Consider the following 14,518-nt stretch of genomic DNA (forward strand, 5'->3'; position numbering starts at 1 on the left):
CCGATGTCGTTCGGCGAAAGGCGGCTCTGTGCGATGAGCGCGCTGAGCCGCTCCTGCAGTGCCCGGTCTGCGTGGCGTGCTGCTGCCAGCAGGCTTCGTCCGTACAGCACGAGGGTGCTGCCCGCGGCCAGTTCGATCTCGTGCGGCTCGAAGACGGGATCGCCCAGTCCCAAGGGCTCGTTGGAGGGCAGATCCGCGAAGTGGACCTGGCCGGCCGGATCGGAAACGATGGGCGGAGGATGTCCGGCGCTCGCCATGACGCAGCGGCGGGAAACGGGGTCGTAGACCGCGTACAGGCAGGTGGCCCCGACGAGTTTCTCCAAAATGGCTGCGGACCCCGCCGTATGTTCGCGTTCGACCAGCCGCGGCACCATGTCGTCGAGCCGCGCCAGTACTTCGTCGGGGGCGAGGTCGATGTGGGCGAGCGTGCGTACGGCGGAGCAGATCTGCCCGATGCAGGCAACGGCCTCGACACCCGTGGCGGGTATGTCGCCGACCGCGAGGGCCACGCGGGCGCCGGAGAGGGGGATCACGTCGAACCAACAGCCGCTCCCCCCGGCGTGCGCGTGGGCCGGATGGTATTGGTGCGCGATCTCGACGGCACTCTGATCAGGGACGCTGTGCGGAAGCATGCTCTGCTGGAGAGTCACGGCGGCGGCACGCTCACGGGTGTAGCGGCGGGCGTTGTCCACGCAGACGGCGGCACGGACGACGAGTTCCTGCACGAAGACCAGGTCGTCGGGCTCGAAAGCGTCCGGGCAGGCCGCCGTGCGGTACAGATGAGCCAGCCCGAGGACGGTGTCTCTGGCACGCAAGGCCACCACCATCATGGAGTGGGTCCCGTGCGCCAGCATGGCTTGGGTCCTGGGATCGAGAGAGTTCCGGACCCAGTCGACGTCGGGGCCGACGGCCGTCAGCAATCGGGGCTGCCCATCGGAGAGGGTCTGGGCATGGGGTGAGTCGGGACCGAACTCCTGACGCTCCCCGAGCAGCCGGAGCCCTTCGGTGAGCCCCGGACGGGCGGCCTTGCGGGCCACGAGGCGCAGCGCCCTGTCGCCGGCACCCGAGGACGTGGCCGCCTCGCCCGTGACGACGTCGTCCAGGAGGTCGATCGAGGCGAGGTCGGCCAGGCCCGGGACGAGCGCGTCGGCGAGTTCCTGTGCCGTGCGCCTGACGTCGAGTGTCGTTCCGATGCGGGCGCTGGCCTCGTCGAGCAGGGCCAGTCGCTCACGGGCCCGGTGACGGTCGGTGATGTCCATGACCAGGTCTGTGACGCCCAGACGCCTGCCGTCCTGTCCGGTCAGCGCGAACGACGACGTCATCCATACGTGGTCCCTGCCCGGATCAGCAGGCGTACGACCACGGTGCTCCCTGCCGACGACGGGCAGGCCCGTCTCCAGGACCCGCGCGAGCCGGCTCTCGATCGCGGCGACGTCGAGCCCGGGCAGGACCTCACTGAGCCGGTGGCCGAGGAGCTCGGCGTTGGGCACACCATGGATGCGTTCCAGCGCAGGGTTCGCACGGACCAGGCGCAGCTGGGTGTCGAACACGGCCACGCCGATCGGTGACTGTGTGAACAGCGCGTCCAGCATCGCCAGGTCCACCTCGTGCGGCATGGGCCCCGCCGGCGCATACGCCCTCCAGCTGCGACCGGGTGTTTCGGCCGGAACGCCCATCCCATGGGTCCCGTCGTTCGCTGTCGACATCCCTCTCCGTCCCAGGGTAGGCAGGCACGGGGAGGTCCGGCCCGGTGATCAATGCCGTCCCCCCGGCAGGCCGCCACTCCGGCCGAGCATCGGTTTCGGAGATCGGCCGGGCGGGGTCGTGTTCGGGCGCTGCTCAGACGTCGGCGCCGACCTCACGCTTGAGGATCTTGCCGGTGGGCCCCTTGGGCAGGGCGTCGACGAGCCGGATCTCACGCGGGTACTTGTACGGAGCCACCCGCCGGCGCACGAAGTCCTGCAGTTCTTCGGCGCCGGCCCGGCTGCCGGGACGCAAGGCGACCACGGCGGCGACCTCCTCGCCGAGAAGGTCGTGGCGAACGCCGATCACCGCCGCCTCCGCGACGGCAGGGTGCTCGTAGAGGACCTCCTCGATCTCTCTGGGGTAGACGTTGTAGCCGCCACGGATGATGAGGTCCTTCTTGCGGTCGACGATGTAGAAGTAGCCGTCCTCGTCCATCCGCGCCAGGTCGCCGGTGTGCAGCCAGCCGTCCACGACGGTCTCGGCGGTCGCGTCGGGGCGTCCCCAGTAGCCGGCCATCACGTTGTGGCCGCGCACGCACAGCTCCCCCACGCCGTCCTGCGGGTCGAGGATGCGCATCTCCACGCCCTCGATGGGGGTGCCCACCGAGCCTGGTCTGCGGGGGCGGTCCAGGTGGTTGAAGGAGACCACCGGAGAGGTTTCGGACATGCCGTAGCCCTCGAGCACCGAGCAGCCGAGGGCGGCTTCGAAACCGTGCAGCAGTTCGACCGGCAGGGAGGCTCCGCTGGAGACGCACAGGCGCAGCGAGGCCGCCTCGCCACCGGGGTCGAGCCGGTGCTCGGCGAGCAGGGCGGCGTACATGGTCGGTACGCCCTCGAAGACCGTGACCTTCCGGTCGGCGATGAGGCGCAGAGCCTGGCCCGGGTGGAAGCGGGAGAGGAGGGTCAGCCGAGCGCCCGCGATCACGGCGGCGTTCATGGCGCAGGCCTGCCCGAAGGCGTGGAACAGCGGCAGGCAGCCCATCATGACGTCGTCGGGGGTGAGGCGGAGCAGGCGCGCGGTGATCTCGCAGTTTCGGGCCAGTCCGCCGTGGGTGAGCATGGCGCCCTTGGGAACACCGGTGGTGCCGGAGGTGTAGAGAATGACGGCGAGGTCGTCGTCCCTGCGGCCGGTGACCGGCGCCATGGCGGGGTATTCGGCGAGCAGGTCCGACAGGCTCCCGCGTGCGACCGGCACGATGGGGGGCGCGGCGCCCTGGGCACCCCGCCGCGCTTCGTCGGCGGCGTCCTGGTGGGCGAGGAGCAGGGTCATGTCGCAGTCGCGCACGTAGTGGGCGATCTCGCGTTGCCTCAGCAGCGGGTTCATCGGCACCACGACGGCGCCGGCGCGCAGGATGCCGTAGTAGAGGACGGGGAACTCGACCACATTGGGCAGCATCAGGCCGATCCGGTCGCCGGCCTGGACGCCGCGCGCGGTGAGGAGCGCGGCGCTGCGGCCGGCAAGGGCGTGCAGTTCGGCGTAGGTGAGCTGCTGGTCATCGAGTTCGACGGCGACCCGGTCGCCGTGGGCGTGGGCAGCGCGCGTGAGGAAGTCGTTGAGGTTCATCGGGATACCTCCGGGGATACCCCGGCCTTCAGGCCGGGGAGGAATCGGACTTTTGCGGAGCAGGGCAGGGAAGGCCGAATCGCCTCCAGGGCGGTTCGGCGTGCACCCCGGTGAACGCCCGTGGATTCACGGGCTGTTGTGTTAATTTGTGAGGTATGGCCACTCGTGTGAAGCGGGCGTTCAAGTACCGCTTCTACCCGGACGATGCGCAGGCGGCCGAGTTGTCGCGCACGTTCGGGTGTGTGCGGAAGGTCTACAACATGGCGCTCGAAGCTCGTACGCAGGCGTGGGCGCGGCAGGAGCGGGTCAGCTACAACCAGACGTCGGCGATGCTGACCGTCTGGAAGAAGACGCAGGAACTGGCTTACCTCAACGAGGTGTCCAGTGTTCCGCTCCAGCAGGCGTTGCGGCACCTGCACTGCAGGTGGCGTTCACGAATTTCTTCGGCAAGCGGGCGAAGTATCCCCGCTTCAAGTCGCTCAAGAAGTCCCGCAGGTGCGCGGAGTACACGACCAGTGCGTTCCGTTTCCGCGGCGGGAAGCTGACCTTGGCCAAGATGTCCGGGCCTCTGGACATCGTGTGGTCGCGTCCGCTGCCCGAGGGCGCGCAGCCGACCACGGTGACCGTGTCGCAGGATGCGGCCGGCCGCTGGTTCGTGTCCCTCCTCGTCGAGGATCCGACCGTGAAGCCCCTGCCCCTCACCGGCACGGCGGTCGGTATCGACGTCGGTCTGACGCACCTGCTCACCCTGTCCACCGGTGAAAAGATCGCCAACCCGCGGCACGGGCGTCGTGACCGTGCCCGCCTCGCGCTCGCCCAGCGGCGCTTGGCGAGGAAGGCGAAGGGGGATGGCGCCAACCGGGCCAAGGCCCGGCGCAAAGTCGCCAAGGTGTATGCCCGGATCACCGACCGTCGCCGCGACCACCTGCACAAGCTGACGACCCGACTCGTGCGTGAGAACCAAACGCTCGTGATCGAGGACCTGAGCGTCCGCAACATGGTCAAGAACCGGAGCCTCGCCCGCGCCGTCAGTGACGCGGCATGGGCAGACTTCCGGATGATGCTGGAGTACAAGGCCGCCTGGTACGGACGGGAAGTGATCGCCGTGGACCGGTGGTTCCCCTCCTCCAGGCTGTGCTCGGCCTGCGGCACCCTCCAGGGGAGGATGCCGCTCGACGTCCGCACGTGGACGTGCGACTGCGGCACGGTCCACGACCGTGACGTGAACGCCGCGAAGAATCTGCTGGCCGCCGGGCTGGCGGTGTCTGCCTGTGGAGCTGATGTAAGACCTCAACGGAGTTCTCCGGGCGGGCAGTCGGCGATGAATCAGGAAACCCAGCGGGCGACCGCTGGAATCCCCCGCCTTTAGGCGAGGGAGGATGTCAATCGGGTTTCCTTCTGGTCACCCGCGCAGGGCGGAGGCGAGGACGGCGGGCAGTCGGGCGGGGTGCGGCGTGGTGGTGAAGCGTGTGACGTGTTCGAGGGTGGTGCGACCGGTGCGGTTGGTGACGAAGTACGGCGGCTTGGGCGACAGCGAGGGCGAGCCGGTGAACAGGCCGCGCGGGGCGGGAGCGAAGGGGGCGCGCAGCACGGTCTTCTCGATGTCTTCGATCATGAAGGCGTTGTTGACGAAGCCGATGCCGCTGCCGATCGCCTGCCGGGTGTGGCCGGGATGGGCACCCCAGGGGGTGTATCCCAGCAGGAAGCCGACGCCGGACCAGGTGTTGACGCCGATGGTGCCGTAGCGCAGTTCGTCCAGGGCCGCTTCCACCGCACCGGAGCCGGTCCGCTCGGTGCGGGGGTGCACGATCAGGGTCGCGCCCAGTGTGCCGGGGAGGACGGTGTTGGCGAAGTCGACGGCGTGGCGCAGGAAATGCGCGGGAGTCTCTCCGGGCAGGCGTACGACGCCCAGCGCGCTGGCGAAGACCTCGCCGGTGAGGAGCATGTCGTCGTGGTCGGTGATGTCCGGGACCAGTATCCGGCTGTCGCCGGCGTGGCGTTCGGCCTCCGGATGAGCCGCGAGGACGGCCTGAAGCCGGTGGTGGGCCCCGGGGTAATAGTCCGTGCGCGCCGGCAGGGCACGCAGTACCCGTCCGATCTCCTTCAGCAGCAGGTCGGTTCCGTGCCAGGAGCGGGGCAGCACCAGCACCTGGCTGGCGATGCAGTTGTGGCCGGAGTTGTTCATCTTGCTCGTGACGATGTGCTCGGCCTGGAAGCGGAAGTCCGCCCTGCTCCACCGTCCCGGCACCACGATGCACGGGCTGACCCCGCCCAGCTCGCTCGTGAACTGCTTGTCGATCAGCGGGGTGTCCTCGCGGCGACGCCGCTCGGCGTGTTCGTCGGTGCCCCAGACGATGGCGTCGTGGGTGCGGTCGCTGCCGGTCACGTGGATGGCGTCCACCCCGTCGTGGGTGGTGAGGTAGGCGCCCTCGTTCGGGCCGCCGTCCACGAACCGCAGCCAGCCTCGCTGGATGTACTCGGCGAAGATCCGCTCGAAGTGCGGCCGCAGATAGGCGTTGACCGGGTTCATCTTGGCGATGACGACCTGGCCTTCGGTGTAGAGCTTGTGCAGGATGTCGGTCGCGGTGAGCGCGGCGACGTTGCCTGCGCCCAGGACCAGCGCCACACCGGGCTGCTGCACGCCGTCCCGGTACGGTGCGGCCGCGCGGCTTCGCACCTGCTCGGCGGTGATCCCCGCCTGTATCCGCACCTGGGCGGAGTAGCCGCCCAGCAGCACGCGGTCCCAGCCGGTGGCGGGAAAGACGTCCACCCGGGTACGGCCGTCCCGTTCGTGGACCGCGTCGGCGTGCAGTGGTTCGAGGTCCGCGGCCAGGCGCCGCAGCACGTGCAGCCGCGCGGTGACGTGCTGGGCCAGCGCCCATGGACCGCCGGCCCAGTCCTCCGCGGCCCACGCGGAGCCAGGGCCGTATCCCTTGGCTCGTGCGCCCGCCGCGGCCAGGTCGGCCGCGCCGTCGCGGATCCTGGGCAGGAGTCTTTCCAGCAGTCCGACGCGTTCGGCCAGTGGCGCGGTCGCCCAGAACGCGGCGTTTTGGCGCAGCTCCCCCAGAGCGTGGTCGAGGACGGTCGTATCGAGGGCGGGGCTGTTCACGTCACTCCCTGGCGGGGCCAACAAGCAGAGTCGGAAAGGGATTTCGGGCGGTGCGACGGCGAGCGTCGCGGCGGGGACGGTCAGGGTGACGGTGGCCGTGCCACCGAGCGGGGCGGCACGGCCACCAGGGACCGTTACTGCGGTGGACCGACAGCGCTCGGGTGGTGCCGGTCGAGGAGAAGGGCGCTCAGGACAGCGGGACGCCGGCGATCGCGATGCGCTCCATCACCCGGCGCTGGGGGTAGTAGTCGTTGATGGCGTAGTGCTGGACGGCGATGTTGTCCCAGATCGCGATCGAGTCGGGCTGCCAGCGGAAGCGCACCTGGAGCTCCGGAATGCGCGCCTGCAGACCGAGTTCGTGCAGCAGGCTCCGGCTCTCGTCCTCGGGCAGTCCGACGATGCGGGTGGTGAAGGGCTCGTTGACGTAGAGGGTCTTGCGCCCGGTGCGCGGATGCCGCACGACGACCGGGTGCTCGACCTGAGGCAGGGTCAGGCGCAGGGCCGCGATCTGGTCCGGGGTCATGAACGTGCCCCAGCTCGGCTCCCAGTCGTGTACGGCGGTCAGGCCCTCGATGCGCTGCTTCATCTCGTCGCTGAGGTTGTCGTATGCGGCGCCCATGTCGGCCCACATCGTGTCGCCGCCTGCCGCCGGGACCTCCACCGAGCGGAGCACCGACCCCAGGGCGGGCGCGGCCATGAACGAGTGATCGCTGTGCCAGATGTTCTCCTGCCCGATGGCCGTCGCATCCTTCGCCAGTCGGGAGACGCCGACGGTGTCGCCCTTGGGGAAGAACGGGTTCGGCTCCGGCTCGCCCCACACCGCGGCCAGGGCCAGGTGGGTGTCGACGTCGAAGTCGTGCTGGTCGCGGAAGAAGATCACTTTCCACTCGAGCAGCGCCTGCCGCAGCTCCTGCGCCAGCACCGCGTCGATCGGCTTCGACAGATCCACCCCGCTGACCTCCGCCCCGATGTGTTGCGTCATCGGAGCGATCTGCAGCAGCCGGTACTCGGCCGGTGCCGTACCGGGCGTGGTCCGTTCCAGCACACGCCGACCGAAGTGGATCAGCGGCTTCTCCAGCAGGGGGTTCTTGTCGGCTCCGGTGATCTCCATGCGCTCCTCCACGGTCGCATCCAAAAATCGTTACCGGAAGTATCGATATCGAAGTACCCGACCGCAAGAGCCTTTCCATGATCATCTCGCTGGGCCACCTCGAGAGCTGCGGCCTCGACCCGGTGACCGAAGCAGAAGGCGGCCGCCAGGCGGGCGACGAACCCTCGCGAGTCTCCTGCGCGCACTGAAAAGCGGGCATACCGAACTCCAGTCGCCCGAAGGGAGCTCATTCGCCGAGGCCGTGCGAGTCGCGGCCGCTCATGCGCCCAGCGACCCACTCGGGTCACCATCGGCCAATCGCAACGCACGGGTCTTGCCGTCACGCCCAACCGTATCGATACTGCACGTAACTTTTTCTGTCGCTGCGATCGGCGCGGACTGACGCACCTCCGATGGGTCACGTCCTCTTCCCCGTGCCGCACGCCGACCACCCGTACCCCGGAACAGCTACTTTCGCGGAGCCCCCGTGCCCAATACCGATCTCGCACCCGCCACGCTCATCGACCCCTGCACGACGAGCCGCAGCCACAGACGACAGGCCTGGACGATCACCGGGTTGCTGGTGGTCTTCATGATGGTCAACTTCGCCGACAAGTCCGTCCTCGGGTTGGCGGCCGATCCGATACGCCATGACCTGGGCCTTTCGGCGACCGGATTCGGACTGGCCAACAGCGCGTTCTTCCTGCTCTTCTCACTGTGCGGCGCCATGGGCGGGCTGCTGGCGGACCGGGTGCGACCACGATGGGTGCTGCTGGGGATGGCACTGCTGTGGTCGATCGCCCAGATACCGATGGCCCTGGGCGGAGGGCTGGCCGCATTGGTCGTCTCGCGGATCGTGCTCGGCGCCGCGGAAGGACCTGCCTTTCCGGTGGCCCAGCACAGCGCCCTGGCATGGTTCCCTGACAACCGGCGCAACCTGCCCGGAGCACTGCTCAGCGTAGGTATCGCGCTCGGCGTGGTGCTCGCCGCGCCGAGCCTGACCTGGATGATCCAGCACCACGGCTGGCGCTCCTCCTTCGCCGCCGTCGCCGGCGCCGGCGTGATCTGGGCGGCGATCTGGACCGCTTTCGGAACAGACCGCCCATCGCAGGCCGCGGCTCACAGTGTCACTGCCGAACCCGGCAACGACGAGGAAGAAAGCTCCCCCGCCCCCTCGTACCGCCGCATCCTGACCACCAGGACCTGGATCGGGGCCACGATCGGCTACTTCAGCACCTACTGGATGATCGCCCTGTCACTGGTGTGGGTGCCCTCCTACCTGCACGACGGCCTGGGCTACTCCACCACCACGGCCGCCGCCCTGGTAGCCGGACTCTGGGCGATCAACGCCATCGCCTTGCTGGGTCAGGCAGGGCTGACCGGCTGGCTGCTGCGACGTGGCGTGAGCAGCCGGTGGGCCCGTGGCCGCGTCGGCGGCGTCGGCCTGCTGGTCTCCGCGCTCGGCTGCGGCGCTCTGTCGCAGGCCGCTCGCGGACCGGTCGCCGTGCTCCTGCTGTTCGTCGGCTTCGGCCTGTGCGGTGCGATGTCGACCGTCGCGGTGACGACGGTCGCCGAACTCGTACCGGCCCGGCGGCGCGGAGGCGCACTGGGCCTGATGAACGCTGCGGTCACCACGGGCGGTCTGATCGCCCCGGCCCTGACCGGATACCTCGTCGACACCCAGGGCAGCGCGGGCTACCAGCACGCCGTACTCCTCGCAGCCGCTCTGCTCCTCGTGGGGGGTACGGCCGCTGTGACACTGATGGACCCAGCCCGCGACGCCCGGCTGCTGACCCCCTCGACGGTCGTCGCCGACCGCTGAACCGCGCAGTCAACCCTGGCGACGGGCGGAAAGGTCCGCAGGCACCCCGCACCCACAGCCCGCGATTCCTCAGGCCTCCGAGTGACCGACCGCCCGGACGACCAGGTCCACCAAGTCCTCCACGAAGCGCTCGTTGGGCAGTTCGCGCTCCGCCAGCAAGCGGTACACCATCGGTGCCGCCACCAGCGTGGCGGCCGACCGGATGTCGACCTCGGGCCGCACCTCGCCCCGGGCCATGCCCCGCTGGAGGACGCGGCGCGTCTCGGCCATCATCCGCTCCGTGTAGTCCACGTACTCACCGCGGGTCCCGTCCGCCTCGGCGGCCGACGCCATCAGCTCCGTCAGCAGCCGCGCCGTACCCGGCTGGCGGTACGCCACCAAGCGCGCCGCCAGCACCTCACGCAGCTCGGCCCGAATGTCACCGAGGTCCGGAACCGACAGCGGACCGATACGTGACTCGGCCGCTGCGATGATCAACGCCTGCTTGGACGGCCACCGCCGGTAGATGGCCGGCTTGCTCACCCCGGCACGCGCAGCCACGGCATCCATCGTGACCGCTTTCACACCCTGTTCGGTCACCAACTCGATCACTGCTTCGAGGGTGTCCTCCGTGACCCGCTCCTGCCGCGGCCGCCCCGGTCCGCGCTCGGCCCTCTGCGTCTGTGCCCCGACCATGCTCCGAGAATACCGGGCTCGCAGAGCCCCCAGCGTGCGAGAGGTCACCGTCGGACAGAGGTCGAACCCCCGCGAACGACGCCATCCACCGAAGAGCTTCGACACCTGGCTGCGGGTCCGCTCGCTCCCCGGCACACTCCGCGGGCCCATGTCGGTGTTGAGCTGCGGTCGGCGGCCGGCGGAGCCTCGCGCGTCACGGGCGAGGCGGGGCAGCATGCCTCGCCACAGGTATCGCTCGCCTGTGATCTCGAAGCCGTGGCGTCGGTAGAAGCGGATCGCGCGCTCGTCGCAGTCGACGACGCCCGGACGGATGCGTGCAGGTCCTGCCCAGGCGCCCAGCGTCGCGAGCGACTCGGCGGGGACGACGCCTGGACGATCAGGTGCGAAAGCAGCAAAAAGCCCATATTCCATGACGTCGGTCACAGGGCTCCGCGAAACAACTGGCGCACTTAGTAGATGCGACACAGTGAACATCTGGGCATTTGTCCGATTTAGTCCGAATGTGGATAGGGCTGAGCATCCCGCAATTCCGCCCCGCCGGCCCGCGCGCCCATCGCCCTATTCCGTAAGGCTTCTGACGCTGCGGCAGCACCTCCTCCTGCCGCCATGCGCGGACCGGAGACCCTCGCACCGCCCCGGCGAGGCCTTGGAGCCTACGAAGCGTCGTAGTAGTGGGACCCATTGCGCGTCCTGTCGAGCCGTTCTAAAAATGCGACCCACAGGACGTCGCTGCAGTTCGGAACCGGTATTCACACCGAGTCGACCGCGCGCTGCGGCCTCGGCGTCACCGAGTCAGTAGGAGCCCCCCACATGAATTCGTTCCGCATGTCCCCGCGACTCCTCGCCCTCGCTCTCGGCCTGGGTCTCGCCTCCAGCGCGCTGGGGGCCACGGTGCCGGCGAGCGCCCAGCCGGCCGCTCCTGCGTCCGCTTCCGCCGATACCTTCGCAGCGGGGTACGTCGGGTCGGCACAGGAGGCTGCGAACAACAAGGCGTTCTTCGACGCCGTGCTCAAGTCGGCCACCGAGAAGGCCGCCGCCCAGCCCAGCGGACAGGCGGTGACCCTTCACTACGACGCCTCCCAGGCGCCGAGCTTCCGTTCGCAGATATCGAGCGCGGCCGCGATCTGGAACAGCTCCGAGTCCAACGTGAAGCTCGAAGAGGTCTCCAGCGGGGCCGACTTCTCCTACCAGGAGGGCAACGACGCGCGCGGGTCCCACGCCTCTACCGACGGGCACGGAAGGGGCCAGATCTTCCTCGACTACACCCAGACCCGGCAGAACGACTCGATCCGCGTCGTCACCCACGAGACCGGGCACGTGCTGGGCCTGCCGGACGACTACAGCGGGCCGTGCAGTGAGCTGATGTCGGGCGGCGGCCCCGGCCCGTCCTGCACCAACCGCTACCCCGATGCCACTGAGCGCGCGCGTGTCGACGAGCTGTGGGCCAGCGGCGGCGCGCAGGCCCCGGCCACGGCGGGTCAGCCTGTCGGCGGCCCGACCGCTGCACCGTCGACAGGGACCGTGACGCCGAACCACGGCCCGTGGCACCCGCACCGCCACACGCCCTGGAACTGATCGCGTTCCAGTGGGAAACCTCTCATAGTCGAGGGTGGTTTCCCTCACATGCCCAGGACGGTCGTCTGAGCATTCGCGGAACGGCGACAGGCGCTGATGCTCTTACGGCCGTCCCGGCACGGCCGAGCCGGGGAAGCCGACGGCCGACTGGATGGTGGCCTCGAACGTGACCCGCAGGGCCGGACCGGGGGCCGACACTGCCGGCCCGGCCACGATCAGCAGAAGCTGGCTCTGTGACCACCCACGTGCACCCCGGCCGGCATCCCGCGGCCGTTCGCCGGCCCGAATGCCCAAGCTGTCAGTGACGGCCGCGCTGGGAGTGTGATCGCGGCCAGGCTGCACACGTTCGTGCTCACGCAGCGCTGTCAGCATCCGCTCCCACACGCCTCTCCGCTCGTGGCTCCGTCGGCCGACGATTCGTCACACGATCGCCCCGTCGTCGATCCGGAGATTGCGCCGCTCCTCCTCTCCCGGGGCCAGGTGAAGGCCGTGTTCACGTGCGATGAATCTCGTCCAGGCGATCAAGCCCGGGGTGGTGTGCGATTGCGGCCAACTGACCGTGCCATCGCGTGCGTTGCGACCGTGGCAGCCGCGGCCAGCGCAAGGCCCTGCACGACGTCGCGGGGACGGGCCGGGCGCAGCACCCCGGCCTGCCGCAGACGGCCGCGGGCCCAGAGCGTGAAGGGAATGACCACCACAGGAGAGGTGGCCGAGCCCGGTGTGTATCCGCGGACCACGGCGGCCTGTGCGAGGTGCACCAGACCATGCAGTCCGAATCCGTTGAGGGCCCCCTGATAGAAGGCAGAGCGCCCGCCGGTGCGGTATCCGTCGGCGGCCGCTGCGGCCACCACGACGGCCATCCCGGCAACGGCGGTCGCGAACTCGCGCTCGTCGACGGACTCCAGATGCCGCCATATCCGATCCGGTACCCGTGGAAACCGTCCCCGCAACCCGGGCACGTGAGAACGCCACCGCGGTACGAGAGTCACTTCCTCCGCATCGTGCGCTGCCCACGCGGCCAGTAACCCGAATGTCACACCCGTACCGATGCCACTCTGCCCGCCCTCATGTCCCCTCATGGACAGACAGTCTCGCAGCACAGCCGGCTCCACGAACGAGACGCAGGCGACAAGCTCCGACGTGGGTGAAAAGGCCGGACGCCGCGAGAGCAGTTCCGCCCCCAGGTCGGTGTCGACGTCGCCCGTGACACCTCTGGCCGGTAGCGCCACCCCGCACGCTGGCACCGCGCCCGCCACGACCTCTCCCCCCGGCGACGTCCCCCGCCTCGCATCACAGCTGCGCTGACCCGCACGCACGACACCACCGACGCAGTGATGCCGGTCGGCGAGACCGAGCGGGTGGACCGTCTCGGCCGGGTCGCGCAGTTCCGCGAGGCTCAGATTGCTGGACTGGAGCAGAGCCGCCCGCCTTCCCCCGGGCGGGCGGCTCACGCCGTGTGTGCAGAGATCAGGGTCGGCGGCGGAGACGTAGGTGTCCTGGGCCGCTGGACGACACCGGCCGGGGCCGGCGGCGGGATTCGAACCCGCGTCACCCGCTTGAGAGGCGAAGTATCCGCAGCCTGCGCACCTGCACGTCGAGGACGGTAGCGGACCGGGCCGGTGTCGGGCATCCGGGTTTCCCCGGTGTCGAGGGCCCCGGGGTGATGTTCCCGGACGTGGGCGACCGGGGGCGGTGTCGCCAAGACCGAACGCGCCTCCGTACTTGAGTGGTCGGCCAGCCTGAGCGAGCGTCGGACTTCGGCGGTGCGGCCGCCGCAACACTCGATCGTCCGGGGATCTCGACGGCAAGTCACCCAGCAGGCGGGCGATGCGCAAAGTGCAGTGGTGTTGTTGCTGTGCGGTGCCGGTGAGTGAAGGCAGCAGGCCGTCGCCGGGCCATAGGTCCTGTACGGCCGTAAGGTCGGCGTGGAACGTGCCGATCTCGGCCGCTGACTACCGGCCGGCAGGCCGCGAGACTCCACTCATCGACCTGTCGAATGACCGGCACCGCCACATCGTCGTGCTGGTCCATTGCACCGCAGCGTTGAATAGGTGTCCTGCGACCGCCTCTGCGTGCAGCCCGTCATGGATGCCATGTCGGGCGGGCTCCTCCGGGGATGGCGGCGGGCTGCGGGAGCGGACAGCGCAACCGGGTTGCCAACCGATCGATTGGTTGTTTTACGAACGTTGCGAGACACCATCCGGCTTCCGGGTTACGGTGTCAACCAATCGATTGGTTGGACATCTTGTCGAGTCCTCAGGAGCAGCCGTGGAACTTCCCGACTGGGAGCCCCGCCGGGTTGTCGCGATGGGGGTGGTCCTCCCTGAAGGCGTCACACCGCCGGGCACCCGGGGCAAGATCCTGGAGGCAGGGCTGGAACTGTTCGCCGAGTCCGGCTTCGCCGGCGCCTCGATCCGGCAGATCGCGGGCATCGTCGGCATCAACTCCGCGACCCTGTACGCGCACTACCCCTCCAAGGGGCACGTGCTGGCCGAGCTGGTGCGCATCGGCCACGACGAGATGCGGACCCGGCTGACGGCAGCGGCCGACGGCACCCGTGACGACAGCGCCGCCCGGCAGCTGGCCGCCCTGGTCCGGGCTCATGTGCTGCTCCACACCGACTATCCGCTGCTGGCGGTGGTCACCAACAGCGAACTGCATGCCCTGTCACCCGAACTGGCCGCGCCCTCGCTCCGGTTGCGCGAGGAATGCCGCCGCCTGCTCGCCGACGTCCTCGAACGGGGCATGAAGAACGGCGAGTTCGAGCTCGACGACCCGCTGCTGGCGGTCACCGCGATCGGCGGCCTCGGGGTGCAGGTCGCGCAGTGGTTCGGCCCCGCCCTCCAGCGCACCCGAGAACAGGTCGTCGAACAGTACGCGCAGTTCGCCCTGCGCATCGCCGGCGCCGGACACTGAGCGAACCGGCTCCCCGTACCCC

General features: G+C 69.5%; 9 protein-coding genes and 1 pseudogene. 4 read left to right on the plus strand and 6 right to left on the minus strand.

Features of this window, described 5'->3' with window-relative positions:
- Both ABT085_RS10030 and ABT085_RS10035 read right to left on the minus strand, forming a co-directional pair.
- The coding region (locus tag ABT085_RS10030; protein WP_351604197.1) for a SpoIIE family protein phosphatase at positions 1-1,616 on the minus strand (1,616 nt) is incomplete at its 3' end.
- 223 nt (positions 1,617-1,839) lie between these two features.
- Entirely contained in the window at positions 1,840-3,309 is a 1,470-nt protein-coding gene (locus ABT085_RS10035) for a long-chain-fatty-acid--CoA ligase (RefSeq protein ID WP_351604199.1), read from the minus strand.
- Positions 3,310-3,464: 155 nt separating this feature from the next.
- Here ABT085_RS10035 and ABT085_RS10040 point away from each other — a divergent pair.
- Positions 3,465-4,678: pseudogene (locus ABT085_RS10040) on the plus strand (RNA-guided endonuclease InsQ/TnpB family protein).
- Positions 4,679-4,711: 33 nt separating this feature from the next.
- Here ABT085_RS10040 and ABT085_RS10045 read toward each other — a convergent pair.
- Both ABT085_RS10045 and ABT085_RS10050 read right to left on the minus strand, forming a co-directional pair.
- On the minus strand, positions 4,712-6,418 hold the full coding sequence (locus ABT085_RS10045) for an aldehyde dehydrogenase family protein (RefSeq protein WP_351604201.1): 1,707 nt from the start codon (positions 6,416-6,418) through the stop codon (positions 4,712-4,714).
- Positions 6,419-6,605: 187 nt separating this feature from the next.
- Complete coding sequence (locus tag ABT085_RS10050; RefSeq protein WP_351604203.1) at positions 6,606-7,529, minus strand: TauD/TfdA dioxygenase family protein; 924 nt, start codon at positions 7,527-7,529, stop codon at positions 6,606-6,608.
- Positions 7,530-7,995: 466 nt separating this feature from the next.
- Here ABT085_RS10050 and ABT085_RS10055 point away from each other — a divergent pair, with 466 nt between their 5' ends.
- Positions 7,996-9,330 carry an MFS transporter gene (locus ABT085_RS10055; RefSeq protein ID WP_351604205.1) on the plus strand — a complete coding sequence of 445 codons (1,335 nt, stop codon included), beginning with the start codon at positions 7,996-7,998 and terminating at the stop codon, positions 9,328-9,330.
- A 69-nt stretch (positions 9,331-9,399) separates the two neighbouring features.
- Here the strand turns inward: ABT085_RS10055 and ABT085_RS10060 are convergent, their stop codons facing one another.
- Positions 9,400-10,005 carry a TetR/AcrR family transcriptional regulator gene (locus ABT085_RS10060; RefSeq protein WP_351604207.1) on the minus strand — a complete coding sequence of 202 codons (606 nt, stop codon included), beginning with the start codon at positions 10,003-10,005 and terminating at the stop codon, positions 9,400-9,402.
- 810 nt (positions 10,006-10,815) lie between these two features.
- Here ABT085_RS10060 and snpA point away from each other — a divergent pair.
- On the plus strand, positions 10,816-11,580 hold the full coding sequence (snpA, locus tag ABT085_RS10065; protein WP_351604209.1) for a snapalysin: 765 nt from the start codon (positions 10,816-10,818) through the stop codon (positions 11,578-11,580).
- A gap of 521 nt (positions 11,581-12,101) precedes the next feature.
- Here the strand turns inward: snpA and ABT085_RS10070 are convergent.
- Entirely contained in the window at positions 12,102-12,659 is a 558-nt protein-coding gene (locus tag ABT085_RS10070) for an HXXEE domain-containing protein (RefSeq protein WP_351604268.1), read from the minus strand.
- A gap of 1,189 nt (positions 12,660-13,848) precedes the next feature.
- Here ABT085_RS10070 and ABT085_RS10075 point away from each other — a divergent pair.
- Positions 13,849-14,496, plus strand: a complete 648-nt coding sequence (locus ABT085_RS10075; protein ID WP_351604211.1) for a TetR/AcrR family transcriptional regulator — start codon at positions 13,849-13,851, stop codon at positions 14,494-14,496.
- The last annotated feature ends 22 nt before the right edge of the window (positions 14,497-14,518 follow it).

The organism is Streptomyces sp. NPDC002265, assembly GCF_040296125.1.
Taxonomy (GTDB): Bacteria; Actinomycetota; Actinomycetes; order Streptomycetales; family Streptomycetaceae; genus Streptomyces.